At 55.5% G+C, this 14,682-nt stretch carries 15 protein-coding genes; 8 read left to right on the forward strand and 7 right to left on the reverse strand.

Features of this window, described 5'->3' with window-relative positions; genetic code table 11:
* Positions 1-9: 9 nt before the first annotated feature.
* From ftsZ to mutT, 5 genes are all read left to right on the forward strand, one after another.
* Entirely contained in the window at positions 10-1,161 is a 1,152-nt protein-coding gene (gene ftsZ, locus MX657_RS04145) for a cell division protein FtsZ (RefSeq protein ID WP_008501978.1), read from the forward strand.
* A gap of 101 nt (positions 1,162-1,262) precedes the next feature.
* Entirely contained in the window at positions 1,263-2,180 is a 918-nt protein-coding gene (lpxC, locus tag MX657_RS04150) for a UDP-3-O-acyl-N-acetylglucosamine deacetylase (protein WP_008501977.1), read from the forward strand.
* A 280-nt stretch (positions 2,181-2,460) separates the two neighbouring features.
* Entirely contained in the window at positions 2,461-2,964 is a 504-nt protein-coding gene (secM, locus tag MX657_RS04155; protein ID WP_080328723.1) for a secA translation cis-regulator SecM, read from the forward strand.
* A 59-nt stretch (positions 2,965-3,023) separates the two neighbouring features.
* Positions 3,024-5,729, forward strand: coding sequence for a preprotein translocase subunit SecA (gene secA, locus MX657_RS04160; RefSeq protein WP_119916035.1), 2,706 nt, complete (start codon positions 3,024-3,026; stop codon positions 5,727-5,729).
* Between the two features lie 57 nt (positions 5,730-5,786).
* Positions 5,787-6,176 (forward strand): 8-oxo-dGTP diphosphatase MutT, encoded by a 390-nt coding sequence (gene mutT / locus MX657_RS04165; RefSeq protein ID WP_080328684.1) that lies wholly within the window; start codon positions 5,787-5,789, stop codon positions 6,174-6,176.
* Between the two features lie 37 nt (positions 6,177-6,213).
* On the opposite strand, the gene yacG is transcribed toward mutT, so the two are convergent.
* From yacG to coaE, 3 genes are read right to left on the reverse strand one after another with little or no spacing between them, the layout of a single operon-like run.
* A complete protein-coding gene (yacG, locus tag MX657_RS04170; RefSeq protein WP_028015516.1) occupies positions 6,214-6,408 on the reverse strand; it encodes a DNA gyrase inhibitor YacG in 195 nt (64 codons plus the stop codon).
* A 9-nt stretch (positions 6,409-6,417) separates the two neighbouring features.
* A complete protein-coding gene (gene zapD / locus MX657_RS04175) occupies positions 6,418-7,161 on the reverse strand; it encodes a cell division protein ZapD (RefSeq protein WP_119916033.1) in 744 nt (247 codons plus the stop codon).
* Positions 7,161-7,781: a dephospho-CoA kinase gene (gene coaE / locus MX657_RS04180; protein ID WP_080328682.1), complete on the reverse strand. Its 621-nt coding sequence runs from the start codon at positions 7,779-7,781 to the stop codon at positions 7,161-7,163. Before coaE ends, zapD begins: the two co-directional genes overlap by 1 nt.
* 228 nt (positions 7,782-8,009) lie before the next feature.
* Between coaE and MX657_RS04185 the strand changes: the two genes are divergently transcribed.
* Positions 8,010-9,053 (forward strand): GMP reductase, encoded by a 1,044-nt coding sequence (locus MX657_RS04185; protein WP_217479516.1) that lies wholly within the window; start codon positions 8,010-8,012, stop codon positions 9,051-9,053.
* Between the two features lie 41 nt (positions 9,054-9,094).
* On the opposite strand, the gene hofC is transcribed toward MX657_RS04185, so the two are convergent.
* The 4 genes from hofC to nadC form a co-directional block, all read right to left on the reverse strand.
* Positions 9,095-10,279, reverse strand: a complete 1,185-nt coding sequence (hofC, locus tag MX657_RS04190; protein WP_346807413.1) for a protein transport protein HofC — start codon at positions 10,277-10,279, stop codon at positions 9,095-9,097.
* Complete coding sequence (gspE, locus tag MX657_RS04195) at positions 10,269-11,651, reverse strand: type II secretion system protein GspE (RefSeq protein WP_346807415.1); 1,383 nt, start codon at positions 11,649-11,651, stop codon at positions 10,269-10,271. Before gspE ends, hofC begins: the two co-directional genes overlap by 11 nt.
* Before the next feature lie 10 nt (positions 11,652-11,661).
* Positions 11,662-12,099 (reverse strand): prepilin peptidase-dependent pilin, encoded by a 438-nt coding sequence (ppdD, locus tag MX657_RS04200; RefSeq protein ID WP_346807417.1) that lies wholly within the window; start codon positions 12,097-12,099, stop codon positions 11,662-11,664.
* 174 nt (positions 12,100-12,273) lie between these two features.
* Positions 12,274-13,167, reverse strand: a complete 894-nt coding sequence (gene nadC / locus MX657_RS04205) for a carboxylating nicotinate-nucleotide diphosphorylase (protein WP_080328677.1) — start codon at positions 13,165-13,167, stop codon at positions 12,274-12,276.
* A gap of 87 nt (positions 13,168-13,254) precedes the next feature.
* Here nadC and ampD point away from each other — a divergent pair, with 87 nt between their 5' ends.
* Both ampD and ampE read left to right on the forward strand, forming a co-directional pair.
* Complete coding sequence (gene ampD / locus MX657_RS04210) at positions 13,255-13,806, forward strand: 1,6-anhydro-N-acetylmuramyl-L-alanine amidase AmpD (protein WP_333017270.1); 552 nt, start codon at positions 13,255-13,257, stop codon at positions 13,804-13,806.
* A 9-nt stretch (positions 13,807-13,815) separates the two neighbouring features.
* On the forward strand, positions 13,816-14,670 hold the full coding sequence (gene ampE, locus MX657_RS04215; protein ID WP_346807420.1) for a beta-lactamase regulator AmpE: 855 nt from the start codon (positions 13,816-13,818) through the stop codon (positions 14,668-14,670).
* The last annotated feature ends 12 nt before the right edge of the window (positions 14,671-14,682 follow it).

Below are 14,682 nucleotides of genomic sequence, written 5' to 3' on the forward strand. Positions count from 1 at the left end.
AGAGAAATTATGTTTGAACCTATGGAACTGACCAACGACGCGGTGATTAAAGTCATCGGCGTCGGTGGCGGCGGCGGTAACGCCGTAGAGCATATGGTGCGTGAACGCATTGAAGGTGTTGAATTCTTCGCAGTTAACACCGATGCGCAGGCACTGCGTAAAACGGCTGTAGGCCAGACTATCCAGATCGGCGGTGGTATCACCAAAGGGCTGGGCGCTGGGGCTAACCCGGAAGTCGGTCGCAACGCGGCTGAAGAAGATCGTGAAGCCCTGCGTGCTGCACTGGAAGGTGCGGACATGGTCTTCATCGCAGCTGGTATGGGCGGCGGTACCGGTACCGGTGCAGCACCTGTTGTGGCTGAAGTGGCAAAAGATTTAGGTATCCTGACCGTTGCTGTCGTGACCAAGCCTTTCAACTTCGAAGGTAAGAAGCGTATGGCCTTTGCGGAGCAGGGTATCACCGAGTTGTCCAAGCATGTGGACTCGCTGATCACCATCCCGAACGACAAGCTGCTGAAAGTTCTGGGTCGCGGTATCTCCCTGCTGGACGCGTTCGGTGCAGCAAACGACGTGCTGAAAGGCGCGGTTCAGGGTATCGCTGAACTGATTACCCGTCCTGGCCTGATGAACGTTGACTTTGCAGACGTTCGCACCGTGATGTCTGAAATGGGCTACGCGATGATGGGCTCTGGCGTGGCAAGCGGTGAAGACCGTGCGGAAGAAGCGGCTGAAATGGCGATCTCTTCTCCACTGCTGGAAGATATCGATCTGTCTGGTGCGCGCGGCGTGCTGGTCAACATTACCGCTGGCTTTGACCTGCGTCTGGATGAGTTCGAAACCGTGGGTAACACCATCCGTGCGTTCGCCTCTGACAACGCGACCGTGGTAATCGGTACTTCCCTTGACCCGGAAATGAACGACGAGCTGCGTGTTACCGTTGTTGCGACCGGTATCGGTATGGACAAGCGTCCTGAGATCACCCTCGTGACCAACAAGCAGACTCAGCAACCGGTAATGGATCGTTACCAGCAGCACGGTATGTCTCCTCTGACTCAGGAGCAAAAACCGGCCGCGAAAGTAGTGAACGACCCAACGCCGCAAACGGCGAAAGAGCCAGATTATCTGGACATCCCGGCGTTCCTGCGTAAGCAAGCTGACTAAGAATTGGCTGGAATTTGGGGATTTGCGCTCTTTGTGCTAAACTGGCCCACCGTTAGTGATATACACTCTCGGTTGGATAGTTAATTTGGCGAGATTATACGATGATCAAACAAAGGACACTTAAACGTATCGTTCAGGCGACGGGTGTCGGTTTACATACCGGCAAGAAAGTCACGCTGACGTTACGCCCTGCGCCGGCCAATACCGGGGTCATCTATCGTCGCACCGACTTGAATCCACCGGTAGATTTTCCGGCCGATGCCAAATCTGTGCGTGATACAATGCTCTGTACTTGTCTGGTGAACGAGCATGACGTGCGGATTTCTACCGTAGAGCACCTGAACGCCGCCCTGGCGGGTCTGGGTATCGACAACATTATTGTTGAAGTCGATGCACCAGAAATCCCGATTATGGATGGCAGTGCTGCTCCGTTCGTTTATTTGTTGCTGGATGCCGGCATCGAAGAACTGAACTGCGCGAAGAAATTTGTTCGCATCAAAGAGACCGTTCGCGTCGAAGATGGCGACAAGTGGGCTGAATTCAAACCGTACAATGGTTTCTCGTTGGACTTTACCATCGACTTTAACCATCCGGCGATTGACTCCAGCACCCAGCGCTATGCGATGAACTTCTCTGCTGATGCGTTTATGCGCCAGATCAGCCGCGCACGTACGTTTGGCTTCATGCGTGATATCGAATATCTGCAGTCCCGCGGCCTGTGCCTGGGCGGCAGCTTCGATTGTGCCATCGTTGTTGACGATTATCGCGTACTGAACGAAGACGGCCTGCGTTTTGAAGATGAATTCGTTCGTCACAAAATGCTGGATGCGATCGGCGACCTGTTTATGTGTGGTCACAACATCATTGGTGCATTTACCGCGTTCAAATCCGGTCATGCACTGAACAACAAACTGTTGCAGGCCGTCCTGGCAAAACAGGAAGCCTGGGAATATGTGACCTTTGAAGACGAAGCTGAACTGCCGCTGGCCTTCAAAGCACCAAGCATGGTTCTGGCGTAACGGTCTATACCGTTCGTAAAAAATCGACTGGTTAACCTGGTACTCTCTCCGACCAGGAAGACCAGTCGTTTTTATTTTTATCCCTTCTTTGGCGACTCCAGCTTCTTTTCTTAAATTACCCGGCGCAGAAAATCTGTGCGTTAGCTGCATTCTTGACCGTTTTTCCCTGCGACAGGACGTCATTCCTGCTGCTGTGTATTGGCTTTAGTGGTAATATCTGGGCGCTAAAAAAGAATAACTGACTTCAGCCTGTAACAGGCTGGCTTATGTGGTGGAGCAGGTGAGCGGAATACTGACGCGCTGGCGACAATTTGGCAGACGTTACTTCTGGCCGCATCTCTTATTAGGGATGGTCGCGGCGAGTCTCGGCTTGCCTGCGCTCAGCAACAGCGCGGAAGCGGCGACGCCAGCACGTTCCACTACGACCAAACACGATCTCTCGACGCGGGTTAACTTTACTAACCTCGCATGGCTTGAAGCCAGCCGTCGTCCAAATTTCTCCGTTGATTACTGGCAGCAACACGCCATCCGCACGGTTATCCGTCATCTGTCGTTCGCGATGGCGCCGCAGACGATGCCTGCTGCGGAAGAAACGCTGCCGGTTCAGGCTCAGCATCTTGCCCTGCTCGATACGCTTAATGCGCTTCTGACGCAGGACAACCAGCCGCCTGTAACCGTGAGCCAGACGGCACAAACCTGGTTTGTTCCCCCAGCATCATTCTCCATTTCAACCTGGATTAGCCAGGCTCACGGCATCCGTGCCGGGCCACAACGCCTCAGCTAAATTAATCCTTTTTCAATACCTTAATTTATCTGCCCATCTGGGGCGTTTGAGAATTTATTATGCTAATCAAATTATTAACCAAAGTTTTTGGTAGTCGTAACGATCGTACCCTGCGCCGTATGCGCAAAGCGGTAAACGTCATCAACGGTATGGAACCGGCGATGGAGAAGCTCTCCGACGACGAGCTGAAAGCGAAAACCGCGGAATTCCGCGCGCGTCTGGAAAAAGGTGAAACCTTAGAAAGCCTGATCCCGGAAGCTTTCGCCGTAGTACGTGAAGCAAGTAAGCGTGTGTTCGGCATGCGTCACTTCGACGTTCAGCTGCTGGGTGGTATGGTGCTCAACGAGCGCTGCATCGCGGAAATGCGTACCGGTGAAGGTAAAACCCTGACCGCAACGCTGCCAGCTTACCTGAATGCACTGACCGGTAAGGGCGTTCACGTCGTTACCGTCAACGACTATCTGGCGCAGCGTGACGCCGAAAACAACCGTCCGCTGTTCGAATTCCTCGGCATGACCGTTGGCATTAACATGTCCGGACTGCCGGCACCCGCCAAGCGCGAAGCCTACAACGCGGACATCACCTACGGCACCAACAACGAATACGGCTTCGACTACCTGCGCGACAACATGGCGTTCAGCCCCGAAGAGCGCGTACAGCGTAAGCTGCACTATGCGCTGGTGGATGAGGTTGACTCCATTCTGATCGATGAAGCGCGTACCCCGCTGATCATCTCCGGCCCGGCCGAAGACAGCTCCGAAATGTACCGTAAAGTCGACAAAATCATTCCACACCTGCTGCGTCAGGAGAAAGAAGACTCCGATACCTTCCAGGGTGAAGGCCACTTCTCCGTTGATGAAAAAGCGCGTCAGGTCAACCTGACTGAACGCGGCCTGGTGAAAATCGAAGAGCTGCTGGTCGCTGAAGGCATCATGGAAGAGGGTGAGTCCCTGTACTCCCCGAGCAATATCATGCTGATGCACCACGTGACCGCTGCGCTGCGTGCCCACGCGCTGTTTACCCGCGACGTCGACTACATCGTAAAAGACGGTGAAGTCATCATCGTCGATGAACATACTGGCCGTACCATGCAGGGGCGTCGCTGGTCTGACGGTCTACACCAGGCTGTTGAAGCCAAAGAAGGCGTGGATATTCAAAACGAAAACCAGACGCTGGCCTCTATCACCTTCCAGAACTACTTCCGTCTGTACGAGAAGCTGGCAGGGATGACCGGTACTGCCGATACCGAAGCGTTTGAATTCAGCTCCATCTACAAGCTGGATACCGTAGTAGTACCTACCAACCGTCCGATGATCCGTAAGGATATGCCGGACCTGGTGTACATGACCGAAGCGGAAAAAATTCAGGCGATCATCGAAGATATTCGCGATCGTACCGCCAATGGTCAGCCGGTGCTGGTGGGGACCATCTCGATTGAGAAATCTGAGGTGGTTTCCAACGAGCTGACCAAAGCGGGCATCAAACACAATGTTCTGAACGCCAAATTCCACGCTAAAGAAGCAGATATCGTTGCGCAGGCGGGTTATCCGGCAGCCGTGACCATCGCCACCAACATGGCGGGCCGTGGTACCGATATTATGCTCGGCGGTAGCTGGCAGGCGGAAGTGGCGGAGCTGGAAAACCCAACGCCAGAACAGATCGCGCAGATCAAAGCCGACTGGCAAGTGCGTCACGACGCGGTGCTGGCATCCGGTGGTCTGCACATCATTGGTACCGAGCGTCACGAATCTCGTCGTATCGACAACCAGCTGCGTGGCCGTGCAGGTCGTCAGGGTGATGCCGGTTCCTCCCGCTTCTACCTGTCTATGGAAGATGCGCTGATGCGTATTTTCGCCTCCGACCGCGTGTCGGGCATGATGCGCAAGCTGGGCATGAAGCCAGGCGAAGCCATCGAGCACCCGTGGGTGACTAAAGCGATCGCAAACGCCCAGCGTAAAGTGGAAAGCCGCAACTTCGATATTCGTAAGCAGCTGCTGGAATACGATGACGTTGCCAACGACCAGCGTCGTGCAATCTACACCCAGCGTAACGAACTGCTGGACGTGTCCGACGTGAGCGAAACCATCAACAGCATTCGCGAAGATGTGTTTAAAGCCACCATCGACGCACATATTCCACCGCAGTCTCTGGAAGAGATGTGGGATGTTGAAGGCCTGCAGGAACGCCTGAAAAACGACTTCGATCTCGATCTGCCAATCAAAGAGTGGCTGGATAAAGAGCCTGAGCTGCATGAAGAGACCCTGCGCGAGCGTATCTACGAAACCGCGCTGGACGTCTACAAGCGTAAGGAAGAAGTGGTTGGCGCAGAGATGATGCGTCACTTCGAGAAAGGCGTCATGCTGCAAACCCTGGACTCCCTGTGGAAAGAGCACCTGGCGGCAATGGACTACCTGCGTCAGGGTATCCACCTGCGTGGCTATGCGCAGAAAGATCCGAAGCAGGAGTACAAGCGTGAATCCTTCTCCATGTTTGCCTCTATGCTGGAATCACTGAAGTACGAAGTAATCAGCACCCTGAGCAAGGTTCAGGTGCGCATGCCGGAAGAAGTGGAAGCGATGGAGCAGCAGCGTCGTGAAGAAGCTGAGCGTCTGGCGCAGATGCAGCAGCTGAGCCACCAGACTGACGAAAGCGAAGCCGCAGCCGCGATCGCCGCGCAGACCGGCGATCGTAAAGTGGGTCGTAACGATCCGTGCCCGTGTGGTTCCGGTAAAAAGTACAAGGCGTGCCACGGCCGTCTGAGCTAAGTTCATAAAAAAACAAAAAGGCGCAGATTTCTGCGCCTTTTTTATGGAAGTGACACTATGAAAATACTGCAAATTGCCGTCGGGATTATTCGCAACCCGCAAAACCAAATCTTCATCACCCAGCGCGCTGCCGACGCCCATATGGCGAACAAGTGGGAGTTTCCTGGCGGTAAAATCGAGTCAGGTGAAACGCCGGAAGAGGCGCTGATTCGGGAGCTTCAGGAAGAGGTGGGAATAACTCCGCTTGGCGCAACGCTGTTTGATAAGCTTGAATACCAGTTTCCGGACAGGCACATCACGCTGTGGTTCTGGCTGGTGGAAAACTGGGAAGGTGAACCCTGGGGAAAAGAGGGACAGCCGGGTAACTGGGTGGAACTTCAGGCCAGTGATGCCGAAAAATTTCCGCCAGCTAATGAGCCCGTGATCCTGCGGTTAGCTGCACAATAGCAGGCCTGCTAAGCGAAGCGCCAGCAGGCTTTGGATGTTACTGCTGGCTTTCACTCCAGTCATCGCTGTCCGAGAGATCGCCTTCGCTTGGAATGCGTTTCTCTTCCGCCGCCCATTCGCCCAGGTCAATGAGCTGACAGCGCTTGCAGCAGAATGGGCGGAACGGACTCACTTCGCCCCAGACAACGGTTTTGCCACAGGTCGGGCAGTTTACGGTGGTGACGTCAGACATTGGCACTCCTTAACAACAGGCCAGTTCAAAATCGAGGCGTTCCGGCACGGTGCCATTTTCACTGTCCAGCGGCATAAAGCGGATCGCAAAACGGCTTTTATGTCCGGATATTTGCGGGTAAAGCTGTTCGTCGAGAGACAGGTTCAGGCGCAGCAGATCGGCGTCATCGCCGTTGTCCTGATAGAAACCGTTGAGGCTGGTTTGCTTGCGGAACGGGGCTGAGTTACGCACAAGATCGAGGATGAGCGATAACGTCTGATGCATTGGCTCCAGGCTTCCCAGCCAGTTGTTCACCTGGCGATCGCGCTGTTCCTGAGGCATGTGCAGCCACATATGCAGCGTTGGCAGGTCAAAACTGCAACATCCGCCCGGTATGCTCAGACGCTGGCGCACCAGCGCAATTAAACGATCCTCTCGTAAAAACTGCCCGACGCGCGGTGCGGCCATCAGCGTCGTGCTGCTGTTTTTCAACTGCTGACGTAAGGCGTCAATTCGACTTTGATCCACGCCCGGCACTTCGGCCCAGGCCTGTAATTTACGCTGCTGGCGCTCCAGCTCTTTCAACAGCTCAGTGCGGACATCGCCACGCTCAATCACATCCAGCAGATCGCCTACGTTGCGAAAGAAGTGCAACGCCGTGGCATGATCGTTAACAGGCAGATGTTGTGAAAGCTGTTGGATGAGAAATTCAATGCGCAGCCAGGTACGCATTTTTTCATTAAGCGGATGCTCAAAAAGGATGTGAGTCGACATTATGGTTTTTCCTGTGCAACGGCCTGCGCGGCGAACGACAGATACTGCGCGTGCAGACGGGCAACATCCGATGCAATGGCATCTGGTGCGCCGTTATTATCAATGACATCATCCGCAACGGCAAGGCGCTGAGCGCGCGTGGCCTGAGCGGCAAGAATTTGTTCAGCATGTTCACGCGAGACATGGTCGCGCGTCATGGTTCGCTGGATTTGCGTCTCGGGTGCAACATCAATCACCAGCACCCGATCGGCTTTCTTATGCAGCTGATTTTCAACCAGGAGCGGAACCACCCACAAGACATAAGGCGAGCGGGCTGCGGCTATCTGACGCTGAGTTTCCTGATGGATAATGGGGTGGAGCAGGGCATTAAGCCAGGCTTTTTCCGCAGAATCGGAAAAAATGCATTCGCGAAGCTGGCGGCGATTCAGTGTGCCATCGGCATTGATGATTGCCTGACCAAAATGGTCTGCGATGGCCTTTAGCGCGGGTGTATGGGGCTCTACCACCTGACGGGCAATGATATCAGCATCAATAATCGCGATGCCGAGGCGAGAAAACGCGTCCGCAACGGTACTTTTGCCACTACCGATGCCGCCGGTTAATGCGACGATATACCCCATTAAATCAAATCCTGGGAATTATTCATTATTAAAATCAGATGCTTAAAAAACAAACGTGCGACAGCAAATGTTTGGCTCTCTTTACCGGCTTTTTACCAGGTAAATTTATAGGATTGTAGCGTAAAAAAAGAGAATTTCGCAGTCTTGCGGAGCAGGTATTAGTGCGTATGATAGCGTCACTGGAGTTGTGCTTTTAACATATTTGCCTCTAACCCCAGGAATCCGCACATGCGTATCGAAGAAGATCTGAAGTTAGGTTTCAAAGACGTTCTTATCCGCCCTAAACGCTCTACACTGAAAAGTCGCTCAGACGTTGAACTCGAACGTCAATTCACCTTTAAGCATTCCGGTCAGACCTGGTCTGGCGTGCCCATCATTGCTGCCAACATGGATACGGTCGGTACCTTTGAGATGGCAACGGCGCTGGCTCAGTTCGATATTCTTACCGCGGTCCACAAACACTACACCCCTGAAGAGTGGAATGCGTTTGTTGCCTCAGCGTCTGCTGACGTGGTCAAGCACGTAATGGTTTCTACCGGTACCTCCGATGCCGATTTCGAGAAGACCAAACAGATCCTGAATGCTAACCCGGCGCTTAACTTCGTTTGTATTGATGTGGCGAACGGTTACTCCGAGCACTTCGTGCAGTTCGTCAGCAAGGCGCGCCAGGCCTGGCCGACCAAAACCATCATCGCGGGCAACGTGGTGACCGGGGAAATGTGTGAAGAGCTGATTCTTTCCGGGGCTGACATCGTGAAAGTGGGCATTGGTCCGGGTTCCGTATGCACCACGCGCGTCAAGACCGGTGTCGGTTATCCGCAGCTCTCTGCGGTGATTGAATGTGCCGATGCGGCGCACGGTCTGGGCGGCCAGATCATCAGCGACGGCGGTTGCACCATGCCAGGCGACGTGGCTAAAGCCTTTGGCGGCGGCGCGGACTTCGTGATGCTCGGCGGTATGCTGGCAGGCCACGAAGAGAGCGGCGGCACCGTGGTGGAAGAGAACGGCGAGAAATTCATGCTGTTCTACGGTATGAGCTCTGAATCCGCGATGACCCGCCACGTCGGTGGCGTGGCCAAATACCGTGCGGCAGAAGGCAAAACCGTGAAGCTGCCTCTGCGCGGCCCGGTTGAAAACACCGCGCGAGACATCCTGGGCGGCCTGCGCTCAGCCTGTACCTACGTCGGTGCATCCCGCCTGAAAGAGCTGACGAAACGCACAACGTTTATTCGCGTTCAGGAGCAGGAAAACCGCGTTTTCAATAGCCTGTAATGGCTTTCGCTGGCGCATGCTCGTGCGCCAGCGCTGCTGCACTACCCCGCGCTTATCGCATCCCCCAGATGGAAAATCGGCAAATACATTGCCACCACCAGCGTGCCGATGATGACCCCCGTCACAACCAGGAGCAGCGGCTCCAGAAGCGCTGCCAGATTATCGGCTAACTGAAAGGTTTGCTCCGTGTGATGACGGGCAAGATTTGCCAGCATCACGTCCAGCGAACCTGACATCTCGCCGGTTCGCAAAAGCTGAATACAGAGCGGGGTAAACAAAGCCGCCTTCTGAAAAGATGACCAGACGGGGAGACCTTTTTCAATGTCCTCCCGCACACTGCGAAGAATCTCTTGCCAGTACCGGCTTTCAACGGTCTCCTCTGCACTCTCAAGCCCCTGCAGGAAAGCAATGCCCGCCTGCTGCGTGAGCGACAGCACGGTGAAAATCTGCCCCATTTTTTGCCCTTTTATTAGCGTTCCCATTACGGGCATATGCAACAGAATACGCTGCCAGCGAGGATGGTGCCGCAGAGCCCGGGCTGCGATGACAGGAATCAGTAGCATCGCGAACAGCGCGAGGGCATATGACTGCATAAAAGCGGCTATCCCCATCACAATTCGCGTCAGCGCCGGAAGCGGAGTATTAAACGTTTTGTAGATCGCGGCAAATTCGGGCAATACCAGGGTGACCATTGCCAGTACGACGAGCACGGCCAGCATCAGGACGATCGCCGGGTAGCGAAGCGCTTTTTGCACTTTCGCACTGAGTTGCTGCTGCGATTTTTGCTGCTCAGCAAGCTGACGGCAGCACTCTTCAAGCTTTCCCGTTAGCTCCCCGGTCTTCACCATTGAGATATGCAGTGGGCTAAAGACCGCTGGCCACCGTTTGAGCGCCTCAGAAAAAGGAGACCCTTCGCTGAGCTCATCGGCAACGCTTTGCAGCAGCGCCCGCCACGGTTCGAGTGGATGCTGTTCTGCCAGCATTTGCAGGCTATGCGCAAGCGTCAGGCCAGCCTGCAGAAGCGTTGCAAGCTGGCGAAACATCTCGTAGCAGTGATGTGGCCGCCAGCGGTGTCGCGGAGGGCTTCGGGTTAACGTCAAAGGATGGAGATCCTCACGCATCAGCCTGGTGAAGGCCGCGTTGCGGTCTTCTGCCCAGAGAGCCCCGCTTCTGGGCTCCCCTTCTTTGGTGAGCGCTCGCCAGCGCCAGAGTTGATTAGCAGCCATCGGGCATACCCAGAACTCGCACTAACTCCTCGAGCGTAGTCATCCCTTGTTCAACGGCCATACAGCCATGTTCAAACAGCGAGACTAATCCTGCCTGCCGGGCGCTGGCTTCTATCACCTCGACGCCTGCTCCGCTGGCAATCGCCTGCCGCAGGGGATTATCGATTGCAAGCACTTCAAAAATAGCCACGCGGCCATAAAAACCGTGGTAGCAACGCTCGCAGCCTGCGGGCTGCCAGCGTGGAAGCGGCTGCCGCCAGATTGAGCGGGGTAAGTCTGTATGTTCGCCGGTTTTCTGTCGGCAGTGTGGACACAGACGCCGAACCAGCCGCTGGGCAATCACCATCGTGAGCGCGGAAGAGATCATCCACCGCGCGACGCCCATTTGCTCCAGGCGAATGAGGGTTTCCGTCGTTGAGTTGGTGTGCAGCGTCGACAGCACCAGATGGCCGGTCTGCGCGGCATTAATGGCGATTTCTGCCGTTTCGCCATCGCGAATTTCACCGACCATAATGATGTCGGGATCCTGACGAAGCAGCGCCCTCAACACGCTCTGGAAGGTTAAGCCCGCGCGGGGGTTAATCTGCGTCTGATTCAGCCCCGCAAGCGGGATCTCAATGGGATCCTCTACGCTGCAGATGTTGACATCAGGAGTGTTACGCGCCTGCAGCGCACTGTACAGCGTTACGGTTTTGCCGCTGCCCGTGGGGCCGGTGACCAGAATCAGCCCCTGAGGCTGGTGGAGCACCTCATTAAAACAGGCCAGCTGTTGAGCGCTCATACCAAGCGCGTTAGGTTCCAGCGCCTGCTGAACCTGATGCAGCAAACGCAGCACAATTTTCTCACCGCCGTTGCAGGGAAGCGTGGCGATACGAAACGAGACCGGCTCGTTTGTTAGCTCAACCGTAAACTGGCCATCCTGCGGTAAGCGGCGTTCAGCGATATCCAGATTACCCAGCACTTTTAACCGGGCGCTGAGCATCGTCGCCAGCGCAGCGGAAAGAGGAGGCTGTGGGCAAAGTACGCCGTCGATACGCAGGCGGATCTGGCAGGCGTGTTCCATCGGCTCAATATGAATGTCGGATGCGCGCTGGCTTATCGCCTGCTGCAGCGTATGGTTAAGGATATCCACCGCTGAGTGGGTTTGCGAAACGACGGGCAGATGCGACTGTGCGGTTAACTGCCGGTGCTTTTCCATGCGTTCAGCGCTCCAGCATTCGATATCAATCCGCTTCTGGGTTGCGAATCGCAGTGCCTCCATCAGCTCAGTCGCCGGGTTTCCCACGACGGCGATGCTAATCATGTCGCTGTCACTGGTGAGCAGCAGAGCATGATGGCGAAGACAAAGCGCCACGAGTTGATCGGTGTTCATTATCCGCTCCTCAGTTAGTGTCGAAGCGGAAAACGTCTTCGCAGGCCTGCTTAAGCGCGCTGTCAGCACTGATGTTGCAGTCACGCGTCCAGCCTGTCATGCCGTTGCCGTTGCTCCACTGCGGCGTCATGATGACCGTCAGCCCGTTCAGGCTCTCCTGGCCTGTCAGACTCACGATCCCTTTCGCCACGCTCATCCCCGAGACGTAACGCGTCGTGGTGGGGGAAGGGATGCCGTTACTGCCCGCATCGCAGCTCTCTACGCCACCATGATCCAGCGCGCACAGCTCAATGGCAGTGCGATAGGGAACGAAGGTTTGCAGCATATCGGTGAGAGCTGCTTTACGAAGGTAGTTCTGATAGGCGGGAACGCCGATGGCGCTCAGAATCGCAATAATGCCAATGACCACCATCAGCTCAATGAGTGTGAATCCTTGTTGTCTGTCCATATCTGCTCCTTATGCAAAGTGGCGCTACTTTGTCAGCGGGACAGGGTAGAAACGAGAGGGAAAAAACGGAACGGGAAAGGGGCTTCAGAGATTTCATTCCGCGTTGCAGAAAAGGGCAACGGAATTGCGAGCGAGGCTGAAATTCCCCTCTCCGCGCAGAGAGGGGAGCGAGTGTTATTTGAAGCGCATTGAGAGGTCGAGGGCGCGGACGTGTTTGGTCAGCGCGCCGACGGAGATGTAATCCACGCCGGTTTCGGCGAATTCACGGATCGTGTCGAAGGTGACGTTCCCGGACACTTCCAGCTGGGCCCGGCCGTTCGTCAGTTTTACCGCCTCGCGCATCTGCTCTGTTTCGAAGTTATCGAGCATGATGATATCGGCCCCCGCCTTAATTGCCTGCTCCAGCTCTTCAAGGCTTTCGACTTCCACTTCAACAGGCACATCCGGGTGCAGCCAGAAGGCTTTCTCCACCGCCTGACGTACGGAGCCAGAAGCAATAATGTGGTTCTCTTTAATCAGGAAGGCGTCGGATAAGCCAAGACGATGGTTTGCGCCGCCGCCGCACAGCACCGCATACTTCAGCGCAGTGCGCAGGCCTGGCAGCGTTTTGCGGGTATCCAGCAGCTGGGTTCGGGTACCGGCCAGAAGGTCAACGTAGCGACGCACTTCACTGGCGACGCCTGAGAGGGTTTGGACAAAATTGAGCGCGGTACGCTCGCCGGTCAGCAGTACGCGTGAAGGACCGTCCAGCTCGAACAACGGCTGATTGGCTGTTACCGCATCACCATCTGCAACATGCCATGTCACCTGCACTTCGTCGCCCGCCAGCTGGGTAAAGACCTCTTCAACCCAGCGCTTGCCGCAAAAAACACCCTCTTCACGGGTAATAATGACCGCGTGCGAGCGTGACTCTTTTGGCAACAATTGTGCGGTAATGTCTTTTTCGGCATTAACGTCACCCCCCAGGTCTTCTTTCAACGCATGGGCGACGCTTGCCGGAATATCCATATTAATACGTTCCAGAAGCGCTTCACGTCGATGGTCGGGGTTATAGCGGCGAGGCGGCATGATAAAACTCCAAATTGGTAACGAATCATAATATTGAAACATGCTACTCTGAACCGAGTCATTGCACCATACAGAAGGAGTTCCAGCATGTTGTTAGAAAACGGATGGCTGGTGGATGCGCGGCATATGCCTTCGCCGCACCACGACTGCCGCCCGGAGGATGAAAAGCCCACACTGCTGGTGGTTCATAATATAAGTCTCCCGCCGGGTGAGTTTGGCGGTCCGTGGATCGATGCGTTATTCACGGGAACGATAGATCCGAATGCTCATCCCTTCTTCGCTGAGATTGCGCATCTGCGCGTGTCGGCTCACTGTCTGATTCGTCGTGATGGCGAGGTGGTTCAGTACGTCCCTTTTGATAAGCGCGCCTGGCATGCCGGGGTATCGATGTATCAGGGGCGCGAACGGTGCAACGATTTCTCCATCGGGATCGAGCTGGAAGGCACGGATACCACGCCTTACACGGATGCACAGTATCAACAGTTAGCAGCCGTGACCCGAACGCTTATCGAGCTCTATCCGGCAATCGCTGACAATATTACCGGACACAGTGATATTGCTCCGGCGAGAAAAACCGATCCCGGCCTGGCATTTGACTGGTCACGGTTTCGCGCCATGCTTACCGCGTCGTCAGAATAAGGAGATACCATGACGTTGTTTACCATGCTGCTGGTTATCATCGCTGAACGCCTGTTCAAGCTCGGCGAGCACTGGCATCTGGATCACCGGCTGGAGGTGATATTCCGCCGGATTAAGCACTTTTCCATGCTGCGTACGCTGTTGATGATGGCGGGCGTCATGCTTATTACTTTCCTGCTGCTGCGCTCGCTGTACGGACTCTTTTTCAACGTGCCGCTGCTGGTGGTGTGGATCCTGCTTGGGGTGCTGTGCATCGGTGCGGGTAAGGTGCGTTTGCACTATCACGCCTACCTGAAAGCCGCCTCCCGTGATGATGCCCACGCGCGCGGTGCCATGGCGAGCGAGCTGACGATGATCCACGGCGTGCCGCCGGACTGCGATGAGCGCGAGTTTCTGCGCGAGCTGCAAAACGCGCTTTTGTGGATTAACTTCCGCTATTACCTGGCGCCGCTGTTCTGGTTTGTGGTGGGCGGCCCGTGGGGGCCGGTACTGCTGATGGGCTATGCGTTCCTGCGCGCCTGGCAGACCTGGCTTGCCCGTTACCTGACGCCGCACGAGCGTTTGCTCTCGGGCATTGATGCCATCCTGCACGTGCTCGACTGGCTCCCGGTGCGTCTGGTGGGCGTGGTGTATGCGTTAATTGGTCACGGTGAAAAAGCGCTGCCCGCATGGTTCGCCTCTCTTGCGGACCGCCATACGTCGCAGTATCAGGTGTTGACGCGCCTGGCGCAGTTCTCGCTGGCGCGAGAGCCGCATACCGACAGGCTCGAAACGCCAAAAGCCGCCGTCTCAATGGCGAAGAAGACCTCGTTTGTGGTGGTGGTGATTGTGGCGCTGCTGACCATTTACGGCACGCTGGTGTAAGCCAGCGCGCCG

This window comes from Enterobacter chuandaensis, from assembly GCF_039718975.1.
Classification (GTDB): Bacteria; Pseudomonadota; Gammaproteobacteria; order Enterobacterales; family Enterobacteriaceae; genus Enterobacter; species Enterobacter chuandaensis.